Genomic DNA, 13,198 nt, shown 5'->3' with positions numbered 1-13,198 from the left:
ATGGACTCTGCTGACTTCTGCCTAACTCACCATCAAGCATTGCTACTCACTGTGCCGTTGAAGTCACCGTAGGGTTCGGTGGGTGCTCTATCCGTTTCCAGATTGCCCTCAGTCCGACTCCCCTAGCCCCTCAAACTGCCGTTAGGCAGACCTCCCCAGATAAGAGCGTGATCTGTCCCGCCGCAACCGCATCATTTACTGTGCCCTTTGAACCGAGGGTTTCGTTGTGTTGTGCCAACTCACCCAGGGGTCTTCGCCTGCTATGACGTTTCTATTCGTCGGCTCGTCGGTTTGCCGCTGGCTTCCTCCAGATACTCCCTCGCGAGAGTACCCTTGCCTTAAGCTAGTGGTTATCGTCACTCGGAACTTTTGGGTTCATTTGGACGTTGGTTCCACCACAGGGGACTTTCACCCCATTAGATCACGCCCATGCTGTCCCTATGCTGGATTGCAGTACGCTAAACAAGAACTGGATAGGGTTGACAGTTCTAATTCTAAAAAGGAGTTTCCAAATGAAGAAAGTGATCCCTGCGATCTCCTACGTTGGAAAAGAAGTCTTTATTGGAATTGACGTACACAAGAAAACTTATGCCGTTGTAGCGCGGATGGACGGAGAAGTGGTCAAGAAATGGACAACGGCTGCTGCTCCTCAAGGACTTGCTGAGCAACTGCTGAAGTTCTTTGTTGGGGCAAACATTCATACGGCTTATGAAGCTGGGTTTTCAGGGTTTGTTCTACATCGCGTGTTGACCAGCCACGGAATTCATAACCTTGTGATTCATGCTGCTGGAATCGAAGTTGCTGTCAATGACCGGGTGAAAACCGATAAACGCGATGCCCAAAAGCTCTCGACACTTTTGGAAGCTAGGCGATTAAGAGGAATTCGAATTCCCAGTGAAGCACAAGAACAACAGCGAATGCTGACTCGAACTCGACAACAACTGGTTGAAGATCGCACCGCTGTGAAAAATAAGATTCGCATGAAATTTCACCAACTCGGTCTCATTGACAATGATGAGAACCGTCCGATGACTCACCGATTGGTTGAAAAACTACTTCCCAATGTCTCAGCCCAAGAGTTCATCCTGGCAATTGAAGCTTACTGGAGCATTTGGAAAAAGCTGGATGAGGAGATTAGCAAGCTAGTTGCGGAGTTGAAGCAGCAAGCAAAATCCGACCCAAATGAAAACACCTATCGGTCCGCTCCTGGCGTTGGTCCTCTTTCGGCTCGGATTTTGTCAAACGAATTGGGCAATATGTCTCAATTCAGGAATGAACGGCAGTTGTTTTCCTACACAGGGTTGACTCCAAGTGAGCATTCCAGTGGTGAAAACATCCGCAAAGGAGGGATTAGTCGGCAAGGGAACAGCCGATTGAGAGGCATCCTGGTTGAAATTGCTTGGCGAGCAATCGACAAAGACACGGCATTACGAGCGTGCTTTGACCGCCTCCACCCACGAATTGGGAAAAAGCGGGCGATTGTGGCAATTGCCCGAAAACTCATTGGACGAATTCGAGCCGCTTTTCAAGCAGAAGTTGAATACAAAGTAGGATATTTTGGTCTTGAAGGTGAAGCAGCTTAAAGAACATAGTCTTGATGAGCAATGACAATCTTGAAATGATTAAAAACAACATTAGGAATGGAATCAACGAAATTCCCTGCTGTGACCACGTTGAATGCCCGGTGAGCAGTCCCCTGATCACGTCATGCTGTTTGCGGCGCAGCACCTTTGATAACGGATGAGGAACGTGTAGCATCATTACGATGATGACTACGAATGACTGGTTGTTGAGAAGGTCCTAATGTTGAGTGAGTGGTTTGTTGAGGAGGTGGTGGCGGACATTAGATTTTTGACTGCTAAACAACTCAAACAAAATTACCGGAATTAGGCTCCGATTGCGAATGCCACACCTCCAAGGGCGGCTCAGTTTTATTTGCGATAGATTAATTGTTTTTACTTTCAGCTTGACAATCCACATGACTGGGCGTACACAACCCCAATGCACACCGACCGCCGAGAGATTGTCTATCGGAGTTCGAGATGGTCTGCGGCGGGTGATGGGCACCGTTATGCGTTGGGGGGAACCTTTGGCGATGTCATCTGATTGAGCTGCCTGCGCTAGTTCTTGCAGTTCCGGTATAACCAAGGTATAACTGAAGAGTAGGAATTACAGTTAAGGTCACTATGAAAACTGCAATTTCCCTTCCGGATTCAGTTTTTGATGAGGCGGAAGCACTAGCTCAGCAGTTAGGCTTGTCACGCAGTGAACTTTATACGAAAGCGTTGCAAGCGTATTTGAAAAAGCACAATCGTAATCAAATTTTGCACAAGCTGAACCAAGTTTACTCACAGGAGTCTTCTGAATTAGATCCGGTGACGGCAAGAATGCAATTTATGTCTCTCCCTCGTGAGGATTGGTAATGTATCGGGGAGAAATTTGGTGGGCGAATTTACCTGATCCAGTAGGTTCAGAGCCTGGATACCGTCGTCCTGTTTTAGTCGTTCAAGACGATACCTTTAATCAAAGCCGTATCAGTACAGTTATCGTTGTCATTATCACTTCAAATATTCAGTTAGCAGAAGCCCCAGGTAATGTACTTTTGCCGAAAGGAGCAACAGGCTTGTCTAGGGATTCAGTCGCTAATGTATCTCAAATTCTCACAGTCGATAAAACATTCTTGGTTGAATGTATTGGTTCCCTACCAAACGAATTGCAGGAGGAGATAGATGATGGACTACGAACAATCTTGTATCTGTAGCAACGCCAGCTAACAAGCCGCTGCGCCGAAACGCCGCAATCTGGTCAGTTGAGTATTCAAAGCTCTCTGCCTGTATCCGGTGAGCTTGATCGTTGTGCTGCTCGCGCGGCTTGAATGCAAGTGGTAGTTTTTGAATTTAAACATGGCTCGTTTCTGGAAAGAAAAACTTGACCCAAGCCAGCATACTGATTTCATGGGACATTGTCATGTCGGCGGTTTACCCGTTCAGCCACCGCGCGATAATCTCATTGAACATTGGGTTTATCCGCTCGTGAGGTTAAGTCCCAGCCCGATCAAGGTCACTAACCCAATCAAGCCGAGCGATCGACGAAAGTAGTTAACCCCCTCAAACAGTTCCTGCCATGCCCAAGTGAATAAAGCACCAAACGCGACTAAACTCAATGCTGTCTGAAGGTTGCCACTGGGGAGCACGAATTGCAGCAACGTCGCTGTTGACCCAAGCAGAATCGGTAGATTGGGCATTTGAGCAATCACAATATTGCCCTCACTATCTCGAAAAATGCGATCGAACAGGCTGGGTTGCTTCGGCTGAAGTTGCTCTGAATCACGGTTCAATTGTGTTGTCATTACCCTGGCTGAAATACGACTGAAAACCAATGTTAATTTGTCCGGCATCACCGCACCTATATCGGACGTTAGATTCACCAGGTTCGTCCACCGTTTTTGTGCTTGAGGCGGTCAGCGCCACTGTTGAGTTTGGCATCCATAGGTGATTGCCAGGTTTGCTCAACCCTTAGCTCGATCGGCGATCGTCTGATCACCATCTTGGTGCGGCAGAGTGTCAATGGATCTAGTAATGCCTCATGCTACGATGCAACGAGCCATTCTCCTGATCCTGATTGTTGTGTTAACTGATCAACATATTGCTGAAGCACTAAGCCGCGCATACGTTCGTGCGATCGCTGGACGTGCCGGACTCAATCTAGCGATTCGGGAATATGACTATGGCGTAGATGGCAGCTTTGATGAAGTCATTGTGCGTCAAAATCGACGGATCGAATCTGGCTTTTCCCTCAGTTTTCAGCTCAAAGCCTCAACCCAATGGCAACTTGACTCTACCCATGTCATCTATGACCTAGAAGCGAAAACCTACAATGACTTGATTCTCAGACGTAGCATGAGAGCTGCAATACCCTGCATCCTGATCTTGTTAGCGTTACCCCCTGATTCCGAACGATGGCTGATCTGTGAAGAATCGGAACTGAGATTGCAAGGAACTTGTTACTGGGAATATCTCAGTGGTAGTCTCACGGAAAACCGCACCTCTATCAGAGTTCGGATTCTGCGATCGCAACGACTAACCCCAAAATCTTTGTTAGCCTTAATGCAGAACGTCAAAACAGGAGAGTGGTCATGACTCCCGAAGTCTTGTCAAATTACCCTCCAATCCAAGAGCTTCGTGTAGCTGAAGTAGTTCACTATCTTCAACAAAATCACTGGGCGGCAATCAGTCATCGCAATCCACGGTTGCTTGTTTTTGAGAAGGGTGTAGATGATCAAGGCAAACCGATTCAAATTGTTTTGCCTAATCAGGATGACTATGAAGACGCGCCCTATTTATTAACTAAAGCAGTGAATCTGTTGTCTGTTCTACAAAGTGTATCTTTCCAAGACATGATGAATGCAATTGATGGCGATAACGGCATAACGAGTCGATGAAGCAGACAACCAAGGTTGGTGGTGATGCTAAGGTTAGCTGCTGCCACTGATCTTAGTCGTCATGTTGACTTGATGCTCTATGAAGCTGGCAGCGAATTCAATCAACGTCCCGACGTTTTCTTTAAACATGACCACGGTTTCAATGAACGTCCTCATGTCTTCTTTGAATGTCCCAACGATTTCTTAGAACATGGCAACGTTTTCAAGTAACGCCCCTGTCTTTTCAAGCAACGTCCCGACGATTTCAATGAATGTTCCGGCGGTTTCAAGCAATGCCACAAGCAAACCCACGATCGCGGGTTCTCTTGGGGAAGACAATAGAGCGCGATCGACATATCACCTCCAATTCAGGTAGGTATGCAGATTGGGATCTGAATAAGCTCCCATTTTCAGGAGTTATCCAGAAAACTTTCAGCCTATATGCCTCATGCAGGGCGTTATCTAGATTCAAATCCGCCTAATCGCCCAAAACAAGGTAGTTATTTAGATTTGAGACGCTAAGATTAGTCTAAACAAAAGTTATACGACTGACTTGAATCACAAGATATGTTCTGCCCTAAATGCGGCGACAAGTTAGTGAAAATCGGAGGAGAGCTTACGTGTGTGAAAGGTCAAATGGGTCTTTCCCAGCATCTTGAGCGTCGCCTGACGGAGTGCTTTATCTTGAGAGCCGATAAGCCCCATGAGTCAAAATTCTCGTTCCTCGTAGGCGGGAAATGGTTTTGTCCTGGCTGCGGCGTACCGACCATCGAAGGAGGTGGCGCTGTCCGCTGTCCGCAGTGTGAGTTGAGCCTGAACGAGTTTATACACAGACTGGTCGAACTACACCCGCACACCTGGATAGTAGGAGAAAAAGAGTAGTATGGCTGAACCCCGCCGCATAACAATGCTGTTGCGATGGATTTCCTCAATCCGCCAGTGCAGAGGCATAAGTTCTCTGGAACCGCTGAACAGCAGTGTTATACAGCAGGTACACACCTGATTTAGATGATTATTGTTTTTCAATTTCCATCTGTGTTTGAAGAAACTCACCAGGACAAACTAAGTTGAAGCTCTTTTCAAAACTTTTCCTGTTCGGTGAACTACGCATTCAAACGATCGCCTGGTTGATGCCTTCAGTGTTTGTCTCAATTACCCTTGTTTATATGAATTGTCTGGTTGATTTCAACTTGAGAGGCAAGCCGCATTGCTTTGGGGCACGATCGCGGCTGAAAGGTTGCTTTCAAAGCCAGCAGATGATTATCCTGACCGCAAATCGACGCATGAAGGGTGGACGATTCTTTAGAATCAAAGAACAAGGCACAGAAGCCAAGTAAATTGAAGAGCGTCCTAGTGGAGGATTATGATTCCGGTCAATGAAGCTCAGCAGAAGTTGCAAGATTTAATCGATTCAGTAAGTCAGTCGCACCAACCCATTGTGATTGCAGGGCAAAGTAGCAATGCAGTGCTATTGTCTGAAGCGGATTGGGCATCGGTGCAGGAAACCTTGTATTTCCTCTCAATTCCGGGGATGCGAGAATCGATTCGGGAAGGACTAGCAACACCGATCGAGGAGTGCGATCGAGAGTTGAAGTGGTAAGTTGGGCACTGGTCTACACCAAACAGGCACAGAAAGATGCTAAGAAGCTAGCTTCTAGTAATTTACGAGATCAGGCACAAACATTACTAGATATTCTTCAAGTCAATCCGTTTGAGAATCCGCCACCCTACGAGAAGTTAGTAGGAGATTTAGAAGGTGCGTACTCGCGGCGAATCAACATTCAGCATCGTCTCGTGTACGAGGTCATCGAGTCTGAGAATACAGTGAAAATTTTGCGGATGTGGACGCATTATGAGTAGCAGCGATCGCCTGTAAGAGATGATGTCAAATCAGGCTATCTGCGGCTAAGGCTCAATTATAGAGGTTCAGCAGCCCATAAACTTGCTCAACTTTTAGAATCAGAGCCATTAACCTAACATACGTGATGCCCGACGGTTTGATTTTGTCGAGGGGGTTGCCACCTTTAGTGTTTACGATGCACTCACAGTCTGCGGTGGCGGGAATGGCAAGCTAGGGTAGAGAGGCAGACCTCGATAGAGCCGTAACCTCCTGTGAGCAGTGACCATTCAGAACTTAAACAACGATTACAGACCCACCTGACCGAAATAGTGCGGGAGCGCGATCCCTATCTGGCGACGGCAGGGCATTTTTATGTGCAGCAATACATTCGGCAGCAGTTGGCGCAGTGGGGCACTGTCTCTACCCATGAGTTCATCATTCAAACTCGTACCCATGTCAATTTGATCCTGGATTTGCCCGCGCAAGCGGGGCGATCGTCCCAGCCAGCGATTCTGATTGGGGCACACTATGATGCCGTACCAGGAACTCCGGGAGCCGATGATAACGCGAGTGGAGTGGCGGTGTTACTGGAATTAGCCCGCAGTTTTGCGGCTGCACCGATCCGGTATCCGGTGCGACTGGTAGCGTTTGATCTGGAGGAATATGGCATGGTGGGGAGTGGCGAGTATGCCCAGGCATTATTTCAAGATAACCAACCCTTGCGGCTCATGTTGTCGCTGGAAATGCTGGGATATTGTACCCAAGCCCCGAACTCACAACAGTATCCAGCCGAGGTGTTGAAAAAACTGTATCCCGATCGCGGCAATTTTATTGGTTTCATCGGCAATACCGCGACCATTCCAGATTTGATTCGTCTCAATCGGGCGATGCGAAAAATGGGTACACCGAGCCAGTGGCTTCCGGCTGGAAACAAAGGGCAACTGTTACAAGCAACTCGCTTAAGTGACCATTCACCCTTTTGGGATCGGGGTTATCGAGCCATTATGGTGACGGATACCGCCTTTCTCCGCAATCCCCATTACCACCAAGCCAGCGATCGGATTGAGACATTAGACCTCGATTTTATGACCGGAGTTTGCCAAGGGCTGACAGAGGGGTTACGCCGTTTGTAGGATAGAGACACTGTATGGTGTCATGTATGCAACGCCCATTTGCTGGCTACCGATGGTTGAGTTTAGGTATGGCGATCGGGCTGGCAGGGTGTCAGTTCTCCCTAAGCATAGAGCCAGAGGAACCGTTTCCTCCCCCGGTGGCAACGCTGCCGACTCCTTCACCTTCACCCAGTCCGTCGGCATCACCGTTAGGGATTAAACCCGCCGCCGCTAAGATTAGTCCGCCAGTTGCCGCAACCCCCAAACCTGCCAAAACGGTGAAACCTGCGAGTCGGGCGATCGCTCAAAGACCCTTCATTTCACCCAATTTGCTGGTGGTTGGTGGGGGTGGTGCTCCTTCCTATAATGAGATTTCGCTGGAAAAAAATGTGTTGTACTTTCAACGGACGCTCAAGGCGATCGGCTTAAAACCGAGTAGTGCCACTGTTTTGTTTGCCAATGGCAACGATGGTCAAGAGACGGTACGATTCTTGAAAGCCGGGGCTGAATCGTATAAAGCGCCCACGATTCCTTACTTGAAAGGGGCTTCCACTCGCGAAAATGTTGCCGCCTGGTTGCAAAAATTGGTAGCTCAAAAATCCCGCGCTCCGACTTTCCTTTATTTTACGGGGCATGGTGGTCATAGCCAGGACTATGAGAATAATGATTTCCGGCTCTGGGGTGGAGATGCCCTGACGGTGCAGGAATTTACCGCGTTGCTCGATCGTCTACCGACGCAGACTCCCGTAGTGACGGTGATGGCTCAGTGTTACTCCGGTGGCTTTACTAACATGATCTATCAAGGCGGGTATCCCAAGCGATCGGTCGTGCCGCATAACCGTTGTGGGTTCTTTGCCACGCTGAAACAATACGAGTCTGTGGGCTGTACTCCGGCAGTGAATGAAGCGGATTACGAGGACTATAGTTCGAGTTTCTTTGCGGGATTAAGTGGACGAAATCGCATTGGTAAAGCGGTTGGTTCAGCAGATTACAACGGCGATCGCCGCGTCAGTTTTGCAGAAGCCCATGCCTTTGCCAAAGTGGATGCCAAAACCACTGACATTCCAATTTCTACAGCAGAGAACTGGTTATTTGACCAAGTTTCTGACAAAGAATGGGATACGATTTTGACGTATCCGATCGCAACGATTCTGCGGTCTAGCCGTCCCGATCAACGGTATGTAGTGAATTCATTGGCAAAAGAACTGCGCTTTGATCCCAAGCTTTCCTACACCAAAAACTATGATCTAGTTGCCATTAGTCAAACCGATCGCCAGGAATCAACGTTGTCAATGCGTTTGGCAATGGAGTTAGTCCATATCCAAAAAGCCCATCAGCTTCGCCTCAGTAAACATGCCCAGAAAGTTGCGGTTCTGAATCGGCTCCAGACCTGTGAAGCTGGCTCGATCGGCAGACCCTAGATTCTCCCACTATGACTGCATGGTGATGGCAACTGGCTGATATTCCGATCGCAGTGCTTGTAAGCTTTGGCGCAAATCCTGGGTGTGTAACCAACCGACGAAGCCGCTATATAAACACGATCCTTCAGGACAGGCGACAAACACATGTTCAACGCCCATCGGATTTGTCCAGGTACGCAGGGTCATGCCATTGTCAAAGGTCAGGTAGACCTTGGCGCGAGGAAAATCGCGATAATGGGCATCGGTCATGCCGGGAATCGATTGTAGTCGCCGAATGATTGTCTGACTCAGATCGACTGCTTGCCGGACTGGGGGACGATCGGGAACGATTTGCCAAAATTGTCGGATGGCGACTGCCACTGCTGCATGGTTTGCCAGGATGGCATGGGGTAGTCCAGGAAGACGCACAAACTCGGCCCCAAACACTTTGGTCGATTCCACGGTAATCGTACCGTCGCTGCCGCCATCGATATCTCCAGCAATTACCAACATGGGAATTTTGGCCGCGATCGCTTCAGCTAACCGATGCCGATTCATGCCCAAATCCCGCGCAATCCCAATCCCCCAGTTGAACGGATCGAGTGCCCTGGCGAGATCAGCCCCTCCCACTGGCGAGGCTACCAGAACGATCGATTCAATCCGTGACCACCAATCAGGATGCCGATTCAGAACCTCTAACCAGATCAGACCGCCCATCGAATGACCCACCACGCGGATCGGCACATTGGGGTGTTGTCGATCTGTTTCAATCACCAGTTGTTCGACCGCTTGAATCAAGGGTTCAATCCGTAACCAGGTTTTGATGTAGCCCAAACTCGGCGCAATCACTAATGTTCCCGGTTCCGCCACGCTGGTGGCTAGAGCCGCAACTTTAGAGCGATCGTCTGCCCAACCATGCTGAGCATACAAAACAACCTGAGGATCGACGGTAGTCATAGGATAAGAGGGCATGTAGCTCGATAGTCTATATTTTCCATCTTGCAAACCCCAGAGGAAAAGTGACAGTTGAGTGTGACAGTCTTTCGTCAGGATTATTCCAATAACCAGGTCTGTAAATCTTGTAGGGTAAGTTGAAGTTCTTGGGCAAAGGATGGTGTCGGCAATGGCACGTTGAGTTGATCAAAAACTTCCGTTTCTTGCTTGGGACGATAGACGAAGACGGTTTGTTCGTCTGGATCGATTAACCAACCCATCTGAGTGCCATGCTGTAAACAATGCAGAATATTTTTTGTGACTTTGGTCTGGCTTTGGTCTGGCGATAGGATTTCGATCGTCCAATCTGGCGCGATCGCAAAGGTATTAGCAACTTCACCATTCGGATCACGAGGAATTCGCTCCCAGGTCACAACGGCAATATCAGGAACCAGCGATCGACCGCCAAAGGTACACCGTAACTCGGGAAATGCTCGGGCAATGCGATTGGGCTTCACCATGCGATTAATCGCCGGAACTAATTCCCCTTGAATCGTACTGTGTTTCCCCTGTGGCATGGGTTTTTGGATGACTTGACCATCAATGTATTCACTAGCAGGTTTTGTTTCGGGTTGTTGGAGAAATGCTTCTAACGTAAGTCCAGAGGAAAGTACCTGTACCATGTGCGGCTGACCTCAAGGGGGAACCAGAATCAACATTCGTGATTAGTCGAAAGGTCTTGCTAATGCCTTCAACAAACCGTTTGTGCATAGCTTAATGCTGCCCTCACCCTAGCCCTCTCCCAAAGGGCGAGGGAACAAGAGTTCTAGCTCCCTTCTCCCTAGGGAGAAGGGTTGGGGATGAGGGCAAATACAGGTAACAAAAAAGCTTGTCTGAGCCTGTACTGACTTTAATTTTATCGAGAAAACTCAGGCGAGAGATTCCCGATCGTTTGCTAGACTGCGACTGATGCTTCAAGAACAGGTATCTGGTTATGACGGCTGACAATCGCTGGCAATTTTGGATCGATCGCGGTGGTACGTTTACCGATATTGTGGCGCGGACTCCGGATGGGTCGCTGCGGGTGCATAAACTGTTGTCTGAGAATCCAGAACGCTATCGGGATGCGGCAATCCAGGGAATTCGAGAGTTGCTAGGGATTACTGCCGATCAGCCGATTCCAGTGGAGCAGATTGCTGCGGTAAAAATGGGGACGACCGTTGCCACGAATGCCTTATTGGAGCGGAAGGGCGATCGCACTGTCTTTTTGACCACCAAAGGCTTTCGGGATGTGTTGCGGATTGGCTATCAAAACCGCCCGGATATCTTTGCCCGCCAGATTGTCTTGCCAGAATTGCTGTATGAGCAGGCGATCGAGGTAGATGAACGCTATAGTGCGACGGGCGAGGAATTACAGCCGATTACCGCATCCGAACAGGCGCGAGTGCAAGCGTTACTGCAAGCGGCTTATGATGCCGGAATTCGGGCGTGCGCGATCGCCTTTCTGCATGGCTACCGCTATCCTGCACATGAACAGCAAATTGCTGAAGTTGCCCAGGCGATCGGGTTTACCCAAATTTCGGTATCGCATCAAGTTAGTCCCCTGATGAAGTTGGTCAGTCGGGGCGATACGACTGTGGTGGATGCGTATCTGTCACCGATTCTGCGACGCTATGTGAATCAAGTGGCGCAGGAATTGGGCAATGGTACGGCAGAGTTGCGATCGTTGCGGCTGATGTTTATGCAATCGAATGGTGGGTTGACGGATGCCCATCTGTTTCAAGGCAAGGATAGTATTCTGTCGGGACCCGCCGGAGGCATTGTAGGAGCCGTTCAAACTAGCAAACTGGCAGGTTTAGACAAGATCATTAGCTTTGATATGGGTGGCACTTCCACGGATGTGGCTCACTATGCCGGAGAGTACGAACGCGCCTTTGAGACTGAAGTCGCCGGAGTGCGATTACGGGCACCAATGATGTCGATTCACACGGTCGCCGCCGGAGGAGGATCGTTGTTGACCTTTGATGGAGCGCGGTATCGAGTCGGGCCTGAATCGGCTGGAGCCAATCCGGGACCTGCCTGTTATCGTCGAGGCGGAAATCTAGCGGTGACAGATTGCAATGTCATGTTAGGCAGGATTCAGCCCCAATTCTTCCCACCTGTATTTGGGGAAGTGGGGGATTTACCATTGGATGCCGAGATTGTCCGGCAGAAGTTCACGCAGTTAGCAACAGCAATTCAGGCAGCAACGGGAGACGATCGCACTCCAGAGCAAGTCGCGCAGGGCTTTCTAGCGATCGCCGTCGAAAAAATGGCAAATGCGATTAAAAAAATCTCGGTACAACGGGGCTATGACGTGACCGAATACACGCTCTGTTGTTTTGGTGGGGCAGGGGGACAACATGCCTGCGCGATCGCGGATGCGCTAGGAATGAAACAAGTGTTTTTGCATCCTTATGCGGGAGTCTTGTCTGCATACGGAATGGGATTAGCCAACCAAACCGTGATGCATGAACAAGCGATCGAACAGATATTACAAGCAGAGGTTCTACCAGAGTTACAAACCCAGATTCAACAACTCGCGACTAAAGGGATCGAAACACTCCAACAACAAGAGATTGCTGAACACCAGATCCAAGTCTGTGAACGCATTCATCTGCGCTATCAAGGTACAGATTCTGCTTTAATCGTCAACTTTGGTGATTTACCGGAAATGGTCAGCCAATTTGAACAAGCCCATTATCAGCGCTATGGCTTTATCACTTCAGACAAACCCTTAATTGTGGAAGCCATTTCAGTGGAAGCGATCGGCTTAACCGATGTGACCGAAGCCCCCACCAATCGTCAGACTCGCACGATACCGTTACAACCGATCGCGACTGTACCGATGTATGTCGATCACTCCTGGCAACCGACTCCTGTATTTCAGCGATCGGATCTCTGCCCCGGTGATGTCATCCCGGCTCCCGCCTTAATTATTGAATCCACCAGTACCAACGTGATCGAACTCGGTTGGCAAGCCGAGTTGACCTCACAAGGACATCTCCTACTCAATCGAGTTGAAACCACACTGCAACCCTCCCTATCCCCCTCATCTTCCCTATCCTCCCCATCTCCCACCAAACCCGATCCCGTACTCCTAGAAATCTTCAATCACCTATTCATGGCGATCGCGGAACAAATGGGCTTCACCCTACAAAACACCAGCTATTCCGTCAACATCAAAGAACGCCTCGACTTCTCCTGTGCCATCTTCGATCAGCAGGGACAACTGGTTGCCAACGCGCCCCATATTCCCGTCCACTTAGGCTCAATGGGGGAAAGCGTCCAAAGCTTGATCCGAGCCTACAACAATACCTTCAACCCCGGCGATGTCTATGTATTAAACAATCCCTACAACGGCGGCACCCATCTTCCCGATATCACCGTCATCACCCCCGTCTTCTCCCCCCCATCTCCCTCATCTTCCTCACCCTGTCTCTTATACACATCT

The 13,198-nt window shown here is 49.2% G+C and carries 16 protein-coding genes; 11 read left to right on the top strand and 5 right to left on the bottom strand.

The features are described 5' to 3' along the window. The first annotated feature begins 512 nt into the window (after nt 1-512). The 3 genes from ACN4EK_RS28950 to ACN4EK_RS28940 all read left to right on the top strand — a co-directional run bounded on the left by ACN4EK_RS28950 (nt 513) and on the right by ACN4EK_RS28940 (nt 2,761). A complete protein-coding gene (locus ACN4EK_RS28950; protein ID WP_431656353.1) occupies nt 513-1,583 on the top strand; it encodes an IS110 family RNA-guided transposase in 1,071 nt (356 codons plus the stop codon). 603 nt (nt 1,584-2,186) lie between these two features. Next, a complete protein-coding gene (locus ACN4EK_RS28945; RefSeq protein WP_431661904.1) occupies nt 2,187-2,423 on the top strand; it encodes a hypothetical protein in 237 nt (78 codons plus the stop codon). Further along, complete coding sequence (locus ACN4EK_RS28940) at nt 2,423-2,761, top strand: type II toxin-antitoxin system PemK/MazF family toxin (RefSeq protein WP_431661903.1); 339 nt, start codon at nt 2,423-2,425, stop codon at nt 2,759-2,761. Before ACN4EK_RS28945 ends, ACN4EK_RS28940 begins: the two co-directional genes overlap by 1 nt. 261 nt (nt 2,762-3,022) lie before the next feature. Here ACN4EK_RS28940 and ACN4EK_RS28935 read toward each other — a convergent pair whose 3' ends face one another. Both ACN4EK_RS28935 and ACN4EK_RS28930 read right to left on the bottom strand, forming a co-directional pair. Then, on the bottom strand, nt 3,023-3,349 hold the full coding sequence (locus tag ACN4EK_RS28935; RefSeq protein ID WP_431661902.1) for a hypothetical protein: 327 nt from the start codon (nt 3,347-3,349) through the stop codon (nt 3,023-3,025). Nucleotides 3,350-3,423: 74 nt separating this feature from the next. Beyond that, entirely contained in the window at nt 3,424-3,546 is a 123-nt protein-coding gene (locus ACN4EK_RS28930; protein WP_431661901.1) for a hypothetical protein, read from the bottom strand. A 32-nt stretch (nt 3,547-3,578) separates the two neighbouring features. On the opposite strand from ACN4EK_RS28930, the gene ACN4EK_RS28925 reads away from it, so the two are divergent. Then, nucleotides 3,579-4,139, top strand: coding sequence for a DUF4365 domain-containing protein (locus tag ACN4EK_RS28925; protein WP_431661900.1), 561 nt, complete (start codon nt 3,579-3,581; stop codon nt 4,137-4,139). Beyond that, nucleotides 4,136-4,441 carry a hypothetical protein gene (locus ACN4EK_RS28920; protein ID WP_431661899.1) on the top strand — a complete coding sequence of 102 codons (306 nt, stop codon included), beginning with the start codon at nt 4,136-4,138 and terminating at the stop codon, nt 4,439-4,441. Before ACN4EK_RS28925 ends, ACN4EK_RS28920 begins: the two co-directional genes overlap by 4 nt. Before the next feature lie 183 nt (nt 4,442-4,624). Here the strand turns inward: ACN4EK_RS28920 and ACN4EK_RS28915 are convergent, their stop codons facing one another. Further along, nucleotides 4,625-4,759, bottom strand: coding sequence for a hypothetical protein (locus ACN4EK_RS28915; RefSeq protein WP_431661898.1), 135 nt, complete (start codon nt 4,757-4,759; stop codon nt 4,625-4,627). Between the two features lie 728 nt (nt 4,760-5,487). On the opposite strand from ACN4EK_RS28915, the gene ACN4EK_RS28910 reads away from it, so the two are divergent. From ACN4EK_RS28910 to ACN4EK_RS28890, 5 genes are all read left to right on the top strand, one after another. Beyond that, nucleotides 5,488-5,757 (top strand): hypothetical protein, encoded by a 270-nt coding sequence (locus ACN4EK_RS28910; protein ID WP_431661897.1) that lies wholly within the window; start codon nt 5,488-5,490, stop codon nt 5,755-5,757. Between the two features lie 26 nt (nt 5,758-5,783). Beyond that, complete coding sequence (locus ACN4EK_RS28905; protein ID WP_431661896.1) at nt 5,784-6,020, top strand: type II toxin-antitoxin system Phd/YefM family antitoxin; 237 nt, start codon at nt 5,784-5,786, stop codon at nt 6,018-6,020. Next, entirely contained in the window at nt 5,996-6,280 is a 285-nt protein-coding gene (locus ACN4EK_RS28900) for a Txe/YoeB family addiction module toxin (protein ID WP_431661895.1), read from the top strand. Before ACN4EK_RS28905 ends, ACN4EK_RS28900 begins: the two co-directional genes overlap by 25 nt. 252 nt (nt 6,281-6,532) lie before the next feature. Next, nucleotides 6,533-7,393 (top strand): M28 family peptidase, encoded by an 861-nt coding sequence (locus ACN4EK_RS28895; RefSeq protein ID WP_431661894.1) that lies wholly within the window; start codon nt 6,533-6,535, stop codon nt 7,391-7,393. A 26-nt stretch (nt 7,394-7,419) separates the two neighbouring features. Further along, nucleotides 7,420-8,793: a Caspase domain-containing protein gene (locus ACN4EK_RS28890; RefSeq protein WP_431661893.1), complete on the top strand. Its 1,374-nt coding sequence runs from the start codon at nt 7,420-7,422 to the stop codon at nt 8,791-8,793. Nucleotides 8,794-8,802: 9 nt separating this feature from the next. Here the strand turns inward: ACN4EK_RS28890 and ACN4EK_RS28885 are convergent, their stop codons facing one another. Both ACN4EK_RS28885 and ACN4EK_RS28880 read right to left on the bottom strand, forming a co-directional pair. Then, nucleotides 8,803-9,729, bottom strand: coding sequence for an alpha/beta hydrolase (locus ACN4EK_RS28885; protein ID WP_431661892.1), 927 nt, complete (start codon nt 9,727-9,729; stop codon nt 8,803-8,805). Between the two features lie 95 nt (nt 9,730-9,824). Beyond that, nucleotides 9,825-10,388 (bottom strand): Uma2 family endonuclease, encoded by a 564-nt coding sequence (locus tag ACN4EK_RS28880; RefSeq protein WP_431661891.1) that lies wholly within the window; start codon nt 10,386-10,388, stop codon nt 9,825-9,827. Between the two features lie 311 nt (nt 10,389-10,699). On the opposite strand from ACN4EK_RS28880, the gene ACN4EK_RS28875 reads away from it, so the two are divergent. Continuing rightward, nucleotides 10,700-13,198: hydantoinase/oxoprolinase family protein (locus ACN4EK_RS28875; protein ID WP_431661890.1), on the top strand; the 2,499-nt coding region annotated here is incomplete at its 3' end.

It is taken from the genome of Pantanalinema rosaneae CENA516, from assembly GCF_050753385.1.
Taxonomy (GTDB): domain Bacteria; phylum Cyanobacteriota; class Cyanobacteriia; order Leptolyngbyales; family Leptolyngbyaceae; genus Pantanalinema; species Pantanalinema rosaneae.
Note: the sequence above shows the minus strand (reverse complement) of the source record. Positions and strands in the feature narration are given on the sequence as shown.